The following is an 8,164-nucleotide window of genomic DNA, read 5'->3' on the forward strand; positions in this document are numbered from 1 at the left end:
CCGCCGGGCCCAGCCTGTCGTCGAGACGGCTACGACTTCGGTTGGGTGAGGTCGTAGAGCGTTACCCCGTCGACCGTCGTCGCCGAGTAGTTCGCCGTCACCCATGCGGTGATCGCCGAGCTGGTCGATGCGCTGTTCCCGCCGGGACCACCGCGCCCACCGGCGACGAAGTAGTGGATCTTTCCGTCGGCTACGTACTGCTGGAACTGTTCGAGGGTGGGCGACGGGTCGCTGCCGTTGAACCCGCCGACCGGCATCACCGGCAGTTCGGTGGCCAACTGATACCCGGCGGCGCTGTTGGAACCGACGGCCGCCGCGACCCAGGTGTAGTCGGTGCCGTTCGACTCGAGCAGGGTGACGATCTGATCGCTCGGCCGTGATCCGCCCAGCAATCCGCCGGCGCCACCCATTCGCTGGTCGCCGTTCGTTCCCTGCGCGGCACCGTCCGGCGTCGCCGCGCCGTCCTGCCCCTGCGCGCCACCGTCCGGCGCACCCGTGGCTGCACCGTCCGGGGCCGTCCCGCCAGGTGCGGCACCGCCCCTGGCGGATCCGTCGGCGCCGGGCCTGCCACCGTCGCCACCGGGACGCATGCCGGGTCCCCCCATGCCGTGCATCCCGCCGGAACTCGGTCCGGCGGAAGGGATCGCACCGGAATGCGCGGACGCGAGGGTGTCGATCGAGTAGGCGATCGGTCCGGCGAGGCCGAGGAAGGCAGCGGCGAGCGCCACGATCACCGACTGCTTGCGAGCCAGTGGGAACACGAACGCGACGGTGGCGACGACACCGACGACAAGGATCGTCCAGCGCAACCACGGCTGGAAGGAAGCGCTGCGTGACAACAACATCCACGCGGTCGCCGTGGTGAGCGCAATGGCCACCGCGCCCGCGCACCGCGCCCACAGCCGATCACGCGAACCCCAGATCTGCACGGCGCCGGTCCCGACCAGCGCCGCCACGGCGGGCGCGAGCGCCACCGTGTAGTACTGGTGGAAGATCCCCGCCATGAAGCTGAACACCAGCCCGGTGACGAGAAGCCAACCGCCCCAGAGGATCAGCGCGGCCCGTCGAGCATCGGTGCGCGGCGCTCGTCCGCGCAAGGCGAGCCCGACCACGAGCGCGAGCAACGCCGCCGGAATCAGCCACGCGATCTGACCGCCCTGCGCGGGTTCGAACATCCGGGTGATCCCGGTGCTTCCCCACATCCCGTTGCCGCCGGCGGGCAGTTCCCCGCCGGGTCCGACACTGCCGGTCTCGTTGCCGTTCAACCGGCCGAGACCGTTGTATCCGAGAGTGAGCTCGATGATCGAATTGTTCTGCGACCCACCGATCCACGGCCGCGAATCCGACGGCCACAGCTCCACCGCCACTATCCACCACCCCGCGCCTGCCACCATCGCCGCTCCGGCGGCGAACAATTGCGCGACCCGCTTTCCCAGCCTCGGGGGTCCGGCGATCAGATACATCAGGGCCAACGGTGGCACCACCAACAGCACCTGCAACTGCTTGGCCAGGAATCCGAATCCGATGAACGCGCCGGTGAGCAGCAACCATCGCCACCGTCCGTCCGCGACCGCTCGTGTCATCGCCCACGCGGCGGCGATCATCAGCAAGACGAGCAGCGCGTCGGGATTGTTGAACCGGAACATCAGCACCGCGACGGGAGTCACCGCGAGCACCGTGCCCGCGATCAACCCCGCCGCGGGTCCGAACGGCCTGCGCACCGTCGCCCACAACAGTGCGACGCTCGCGACGCCGAGCAGCACCTGCGGCACCAGCATGCTCCAGCTGTTGAGCCCGAACAGCCGGACCGACAGTTCCATCACCCACAGCGAAGCGGGCGGTTTGTCGACGGTGATCGAGTTCGCGGCGTCGGACGAGCCGAAGAAGAACGCCTCCCACGATTGCGAACCTGCCTGTACCGCAGCGGCATAGAAGTCATTGGCCCAGCCGTTGGCGCTCAGATTGATGAGATAGGCGATCAGTGTGCCGAGCAGCAACGCCGCCAATGCGGGTCGCTCCCAACGCTTTCGGGTCGGCGTGGACTGCGCGATGCCGGCGGGTGGGGTGGGTGCGATGGTCGTGGTCATCGACGGACCTCCACCGCGTGCGTGCGCGCTGCCGACTCCGCGCTCTCGGTGGCTGCGAACACCGGCGAGACGCTCGTTGTCCGGTCGGCGCCCGCGTGGCGGAACACCCAGCGCAGGCCGACGAAACGAGCGAGTGTCGCCACGAGATTGGCGGTGATCAGGACGGTGAGTTCCACCGCCACGGGTGCGTCGGGTGCCCAGCGGTGCAGGGCGAACAGGGACCCGCTGGTGACCGCCAGCCCGAACGCGAAGATGGCCAAGCCCTGGAACTGGTGCGAGATCGCGTTGCCGCGTCCGCGCACGCCGAAGGTGAATGCCCGGTTGGCGGCCGTATTGCCCACCGCGGTGACCAGCAGCGATATCAGATTGGCGCCCTGACTGCCGAGCAGCGGCTGCAACAGCAGATACAGGACGATGTAGGCGAGGGTCGAGCTCACCCCGACGATCGCGAACCGCACCAGCTGCCCGACCATGCCGAGGGGTACTCCGGCGACCAGCGGTTCCCGCCCGACAGCGGCCCGCAGCTCGTCCAGCGGGAGGGCGCCGGTGGTCAGCGCCCTGGTCAACCGCCAGATTCCGCGCAGGTCCTTGCGTGCGGTATCGATGATGTCGACCCGGCTGTCGGGATCGTCGATCCAGTCGACGGGCACCTCGTGAATCCGCAGACCCGCCCGCTCGGCCAGCACCAGCAGCTCGGTATCGAAGAACCACTCGCCATCCCGAACCAGCGGCAGCAGTTCGCGCGCGACCTCGGTGCGCACGGCTTTGAATCCGCACTGCGCATCCGAAAAGCCCGCCCGCAGAGTGGTTTTCAGCAGCAGGTTGTAGCAGCGGGAGATGATCTCACGCTTGGGTCCGCGCACCACGCGAGCCGACGCGTCGAGCCTGGTGCCGATCGCGAGATCGGAATGCCCGGACACCAGCGGCGCGATCAGCGGCAGCAGCGCGTCCAGGTCGGTCGACAGGTCGACATCCATGTACGCGACCACCGCCGCGTCCGAGGCTTCCCACGCGGCCCGCAGGGCCCGCCCACGCCCTTTGGCGTCCAGGTGCAGCACCTCGACGCCGTCGAGTTCGGCGGCCAGCAACTCCGCCACCGCGAGGGTGGCGTCGGTGCTGGCATTGTCGGCGATGGTGATGCGGGCTGTGAACGGGAATCCGGCGCGCAGATAGGCATGTAACCTCCGCACGCACAGGCCGAGATCGACCTCTTCGTTGTACACGGGTATCACTACGTCGAGCACCGGCGCGCGGCTGCTCTGCATGGCCTTCTGCTCGGCCTCGGTCTGAGTCATGACACCCAGACTCGATGGCCGCGCTGCCACCGAGCTGGGACCGAGCTGGGAGGTTGCTGGGGATCGTGGTCAGCCGCGACGCAGGCGCAGCACGCTGTCGGCGCGCTCGCCGACCACACCGTCGGGGCTGGTCGAGGGGGTGTGGACCAGCTCGGCGGTCTCGACCTGCCACTCGGGCCCGAGCTCGAGCTGCTCGAGCACCTGCTCGATGGTCGGGAACACATGAGCGTGCATCTGGCTGGAGGCCCAGCTCGGCGCGGCCGCGTGCGCGCCGACCACCAGTACGCCACCCGGCGCGACGGCGGCCGCCGCGCTGCGCAGAATCCCGGCCCGCTCGTCCGGCAGTTCCACCGGGGAGTGCAGGAACTGCGCCGACACCAGGTCGAAGGTGCCTGCCGGGAAGCTCGCCTGGAGGTCGTGGCGCTCCCACACGATCGTCACGCCTACCTCGGCGGCCCGGCGCGCGCCACGCTCCATCGCGGTCGCGGAGATGTCGGCGGCGGTGACCTGCCAGCCGCCCTCCGCCAGCCAGATCGCGTCGGCACCCTCGCCGCAGCCCAGGTCGAGGGCGGTCCCGGGGGTCAGCTCGGAGACCTCGCGCACCAGGAGGGGGTTCGGGTTACCGGTCCAGATCTGCGCACGTTCGCGGTAGAAGTCTTCCCAGAACTCTTCGGCGTTCGCCACGGTCTCGGTCATCGATGCTCCTGGTCAGTCAGGGTGAAAGGATCATCCGATAGTGCATCGGCGGCTCCGACGGGCGCCAGAAATCTTGCTGTTTCAGCAAATGTGTTCCCGCTCTCGGTGGGGTGCGTAACCCGCGGTACGGCCCGCCCTAGTATTACTACCGTGACGCGCGGTTACCCCAAGACGGACGAGGCGCCGCGGCGTCGTGTCGACGCGCGGACCGAACGCTGGCGTGAGCATCGCGTGCAGGTGCGGATCGAATTCGTCGACGCCGCGTTCCGGGCGCTCGATCAGGTCGGGCCCGATGTGAGCATGGGCGATATCGCCAAGGAAGCCGGTGCGGCCAAGCCGAAGCTGTATCGCCATTTCGAGGACAAGACCGACCTCTACAACGCGATCGTCGACCGGGTACGTGACATGCTTTGGGAGCGCGTGCTCACCAGCGTGAATCTCACCGACGATTCGATCAGCGAACTCGTCCATACCGCGGCCACCGAATACGTGGCGGTCGTGTCGGCGCATCCGAACGTCTTCCGGTTCATGCTGCACAGCCATTTCAGCCAGCAGGCCAAGGAAACCGAACGCGCTCTGGTCGCGGCCCGCCAATCGGCGCGGCGGGCGGCGGAATTCTTCGCGGGCCTGCTGCCGACCGAATCGATCGACGTGACCGGGATCGAATTGGTGAACTATTCGATTTTCGGCGCGGTCGCCTCGGCCACGGACTGGTGGCTCGGCGCGAACCAGCGCGAAGTATCGGCGATGCCGGTCGAGCGCTTCGTCGACTATCTGGCCGAGAGCATCTCGGCGCTGGCGCAGGCGCACGCTCGCTTCAACGGGGTCAAGATCGACCCGTCGGAACCGCTGCGCTCGGCTTTCGGTCTCGACTGAGATCTCGCGCCCGACACGAACTCCGTTGTTCTCGTCGATCACGTCGTTGGGGTCGACGGGGGTGCGATGGGTTCAGTATGAACCTGGGTACCGACATGTTCGGGACGCCACGCTAGGCATACCTCGGCCGTGCGCGGCCGCGCCGATCATGCGTCGACGTGAAGTCTCCAGAGCGGTGATACGGGGCCGTGGCCTGCGCCGAGATCGTAGGAGGCGGCGAGGCATCGGTAGGTCCACTCCTTGGCGAACTCCACCGCGTCGGGAACCGGGTAGCCGTTGGCGAGCGCGCTGGCGATCGCCGCGGCCAGGGTGTCGCCGCCGCCGTGATCGTTGCCGGTGGCGATGCGCGGTGCGCTGAACTCGCGGAAGGTGTCGCCGTCGTAGAGCAGGTCGGTGCTGAATTCCGAGGCGCGCAGGTGGCCGCCCTTCACGATCGCCCACTGCGCGCCCAGTGCGTGCAATGCCTCGGCGGCCTTGCGCGCGGTGGCGTCGTCGACCACCTCGATGCCGGTGATCAGACGCACCTCGTCGAGGTTGGGGGTAACGACGGTCGCCAGCGGAATCAGCGTGTTGCGCACTGCCTCCAGGGCCTCCGCGTGCAGCAGTGGATCCCCGTGCATGGAAGCCGCGACGGGGTCGACCACCAGGGGGATGGTGCCCTCGCGCCCGATTCCGAGCTCGCGGCACACCCCGGCGACGGCCTCGATGATCGCGGTGGAGGCGAGCATGCCGGTCTTGGCCGCGCCGATGCCGATATCGCGCACGACCGCCCGTACCTGATCGGCCACGACCTGCGGCGGAATCTCGTGAAACCCGCTGACGCCCACCGTGTTCTGCACGGTCACGGCGGCCACCGCCACGCACGCGTGCACGCCGCACAGCGCCATGGTGCGCGAATCGGCCTGGATGCCCGCGCCGCCACCGGAGTCGGTGCCCGCGATGGTGAGCGCGCGAACGGGGGTCTGGCCATCGGGGGTCAGCGGCAACATCTTCACGCCCCAACCCTACGACCGCACTCGCCGTCGCGAGACCCCACCTGGGCACTGCAAATGAAAACCATTATCATTAACTCGTGACCAACACCCTGACACCTCTGCCCGTCACCGTCCTGTCCGGCTTCCTCGGCGCAGGCAAGACCACACTGCTCGATCACATCCTCGCCAACCGCGACGGCCGCCGGGTCGCGGTGATCGTCAACGACATGAGCGAGGTCAATATCGACGCCGCGCTGATCGCGGGCCAGGGGCACCTCGACCGCACCCAGGAGAAGCTGGTCGAACTCACCAACGGCTGCATCTGCTGCACCCTGCGCGAGGACCTGATCGAAGCCGTCGCGCGTCTGGCACGCGAGGGCCGCTTCGACCAGCTGGTGATCGAGTCCACCGGCATCTCCGAACCCATGCCGGTGGCCGCCACCTTCGACTGGGAGTTCGACGACGGGTTCCGCCTCGGCGACATCGCCCGCCTCGACACCATGGTCACCGTCGTCGACGCCTCGACCTTCCTGGCCGAACTCGTCCGCGGACAGGCGCTCACGGAACGCGACCTCGAAGCCGGCGAGGGTGATGCCCGCTCGATCGCCGATCTGCTGGTCGATCAGGTGGAGTTCGCCGACGTGCTGTTGATCAACAAGACCGACCTGGTCAGCGCGAACGCCGCGGCCACGGTGGAGGCGACCGTACGAAGGCTCAACCCGCGCGCGCACGTGCTGCGAACCGAAAAGGGCGTCGTGGATCTGCACGAAGTGCTTGCCACGGGACGCTACAACCCGGTGGTCGCGGCCGAATCCGAAGGCTGGGCAGAGGAATTGGCGGGGGGACACGCTCCCGAGACCGAGGAATACGGAATCAGCAGCATCACCTTTCTCGCCGACCGGCCCTTCCATCCGCAACGCCTCGCCGCCGTGCTGGAGCGATTGCGGGGGATGTTGCGCAGCAAGGGATTCTGCTGGATCGCGAGCCGTCCCGAGCTGGCGGCGATCTGGTCGCAGGCGGGCCCGAATCTGACCTTCGAACCCGGCGCGTGGTGGTCGGAACTGGAAGTGCCTGCCGGACAGGAGCTCGTGTTCATCGGAGTGCGCCTCGACGCCCCCGCCGTGCGGCGCGAACTCGACGCCGCGCTGCTCACCGACGCGGAGTTCGCGGCGGGCCCGAGCGCGTGGACCGGCTACGCCGATCCGTTTCCGGCCTGGGCCGACCTGCACGAGCATCACTGATTGGCATCTTTGCTGCGCGTATCACACTGCGCTGGTGCATGATTCGAATGGGTCGCGACCCACGCACCGATGAGGGGAGCGTGGGCCGCGGCACCTGGACGAATCAGGCCAGCCCGGCGAAGAACTCGCGAATGTCGCCGACCAGCACCGCGGGCGCCTCGTGCGCGGCATAGTGCCCGGCCGCGTCGTTCGCGCCGCCCGTACCCGCGCTGGTGTCGTAGGAATTCCAGCTGACGATCTTGCTGTGGTCGCGCTCGGCGAACCGGCGGATCGACTGGAAATCGCCGGCGAACATGGCCAGCCCGGTCGGGACCGTGGTCGGCTCGGTCGGCTGCTCGGTGGCGTGCGCGTCCTCGTAGTAGAAGCGCAGCGACGAACCCGCTGTCCCGGTGAGCCAGTACAGCGCCACATTCGCGATCACGAACTGCGCGTCGAGCGACTCGCCGAACAGCTGCGCGTTCCAGCCGAGCAGACCCACCGGGGAATCGGCGAGCGCGTAGGCCAGCGTCTGCGGCTGCTGGCTGTGCAGGGTATTGAAGGCCATCTTGTTCTCGTGGAACCACTGGAGATGCTGCAGCGCGGCCATATCCGCCTCGGACAGGCCCTCGAACTCGGCCGGGTCGCCGGACGGGAACGAAAACAGCTGGGTGACGTGCACGCCGATCACCGTGTCGGGCGCGATCCGGCCGATCTCCGGGGAGACCATCGAGCCGCCGTCGTTGCCGATGGCGCCGTAGCGCTGGTAGCCCAGGCGCGCCATCAGCTCGGCCCAGGCGCGGGCGGTGCGGTAGCGGTTCCAGCCGGTGCTGCGGGTGGGGCCGGAGAAGCCGAAACCGGGCAGCGAGGGGATGACGAGGTGGAAGGCGGGCGCGTCGGCCGATTCCGGCTCGGTGAGGGGCGCGATCACGTCGAGGTATTCGAGGATCGAACCGGGCCAGCCATGGGTGAGGATCACCGGTATCGCATCGGCGCGCGAGGAGCGGATGTGCAGGAAG

At 68.4% G+C, this 8,164-nt stretch carries 7 protein-coding genes; 2 read left to right on the forward strand and 5 right to left on the reverse strand.

Annotation, left to right across the window (positions count from 1 at the left end; genetic code table 11):
* Positions 1-29: 29 nt before the first annotated feature.
* The 3 genes from ACFWF3_RS15370 to ACFWF3_RS15380 form a co-directional block, all read right to left on the reverse strand.
* Positions 30-2,087, reverse strand: a complete 2,058-nt coding sequence (locus ACFWF3_RS15370; protein WP_379314171.1) for a glycosyltransferase family 39 protein — start codon at positions 2,085-2,087, stop codon at positions 30-32.
* On the reverse strand, positions 2,084-3,382 hold the full coding sequence (locus ACFWF3_RS15375) for a glycosyltransferase (protein WP_379314172.1): 1,299 nt from the start codon (positions 3,380-3,382) through the stop codon (positions 2,084-2,086). The genes ACFWF3_RS15370 and ACFWF3_RS15375 overlap by 4 nt, the downstream gene beginning before the upstream one ends.
* A gap of 69 nt (positions 3,383-3,451) precedes the next feature.
* On the reverse strand, positions 3,452-4,078 hold the full coding sequence (locus tag ACFWF3_RS15380; protein WP_378996106.1) for a class I SAM-dependent methyltransferase: 627 nt from the start codon (positions 4,076-4,078) through the stop codon (positions 3,452-3,454).
* 90 nt (positions 4,079-4,168) lie between these two features.
* Here ACFWF3_RS15380 and ACFWF3_RS15385 point away from each other — a divergent pair, with 90 nt between their 5' ends.
* A complete protein-coding gene (locus ACFWF3_RS15385; RefSeq protein ID WP_379314173.1) occupies positions 4,169-4,954 on the forward strand; it encodes a TetR/AcrR family transcriptional regulator in 786 nt (261 codons plus the stop codon).
* Between the two features lie 146 nt (positions 4,955-5,100).
* Here ACFWF3_RS15385 and thiD read toward each other — a convergent pair whose 3' ends face one another.
* Positions 5,101-5,949 (reverse strand): bifunctional hydroxymethylpyrimidine kinase/phosphomethylpyrimidine kinase, encoded by an 849-nt coding sequence (gene thiD / locus ACFWF3_RS15390; protein WP_379314174.1) that lies wholly within the window; start codon positions 5,947-5,949, stop codon positions 5,101-5,103.
* A gap of 89 nt (positions 5,950-6,038) precedes the next feature.
* On the opposite strand from thiD, the gene ACFWF3_RS15395 reads away from it, so the two are divergent.
* A complete protein-coding gene (locus ACFWF3_RS15395) occupies positions 6,039-7,169 on the forward strand; it encodes a GTP-binding protein (protein ID WP_379314176.1) in 1,131 nt (376 codons plus the stop codon).
* Between the two features lie 103 nt (positions 7,170-7,272).
* Here the strand turns inward: ACFWF3_RS15395 and ACFWF3_RS15400 are convergent.
* The coding region (locus ACFWF3_RS15400; protein ID WP_379314175.1) for an alpha/beta fold hydrolase at positions 7,273-8,164 on the reverse strand (892 nt) is incomplete at its 5' end.

The sequence above is a fragment of the Nocardia sp. NPDC060220 genome (genome assembly GCF_042727815.1).
GTDB lineage: Bacteria > Actinomycetota > Actinomycetes > Mycobacteriales > Mycobacteriaceae > Nocardia.